The 540-nt window shown below is 67.8% G+C and carries 2 protein-coding genes; both read left to right on the top strand.

What is annotated here, in order from left to right:
- A partial coding sequence (locus tag QWZ14_RS28930) for a hypothetical protein (RefSeq protein ID WP_290320537.1) occupies window positions 1-210 on the top strand: 210 nt, incomplete at its 5' end.
- 13 nt (window positions 211-223) lie between these two features.
- A partial coding sequence (locus QWZ14_RS28925) for a hypothetical protein (protein WP_290320536.1) occupies window positions 224-540 on the top strand: 317 nt, incomplete at its 3' end.

Below are 540 nucleotides of genomic sequence, written 5' to 3'. Positions count from 1 at the left end.
GAAGCGCTCTCGCTGACGTGGATGACCGCCGAAGTCGCCGACTACACCCCCGAGATCGGACTTTTGCGCACCTGGCTCCAGGACGAGCTGTTCGATCGCCTCGGCGAAGACCTCTTCGACGAGTGGGTGGTCGACTTCGATGAGAACGACCACGGCGCCGACCCGATGAAGTACTTCACCCGGCTCCCCGAATCCAACCGCCACCGATGACGAAAGGCCACCCATGACCATCCTTTCCACCACCCGCACCTATGTGCTCGTCAGCGCCCCGCTGCCCAACCACATCGCCGACCTCCTGCCCAACCCCCGCGAGGACGTCCGCCCGCACATCAGCATCGTCAGCCCCGCCCCCGTCACCGACACGGACTCCATTCGGGAGGCCTTCGACGCGGGCGAGTTCAGCACCGGAGGCCCGATCGCCATCGAACTCGACGGCATCGGCGACTTCCGCACCGACACCCCGCCCACGCCGGTCATCTTCCTGCAGGTCGCCGCCGGGGCCGACCGGCTCGCGGCGCTCGCCACGGCCATCGACGCACG

The sequence above is a fragment of the Paeniroseomonas aquatica genome (assembly GCF_030409335.1).
GTDB lineage: Bacteria > Pseudomonadota > Alphaproteobacteria > Acetobacterales > Acetobacteraceae > Belnapia > Belnapia aquatica.
This window is presented reverse-complemented; position numbering and strand designations above follow the sequence as displayed.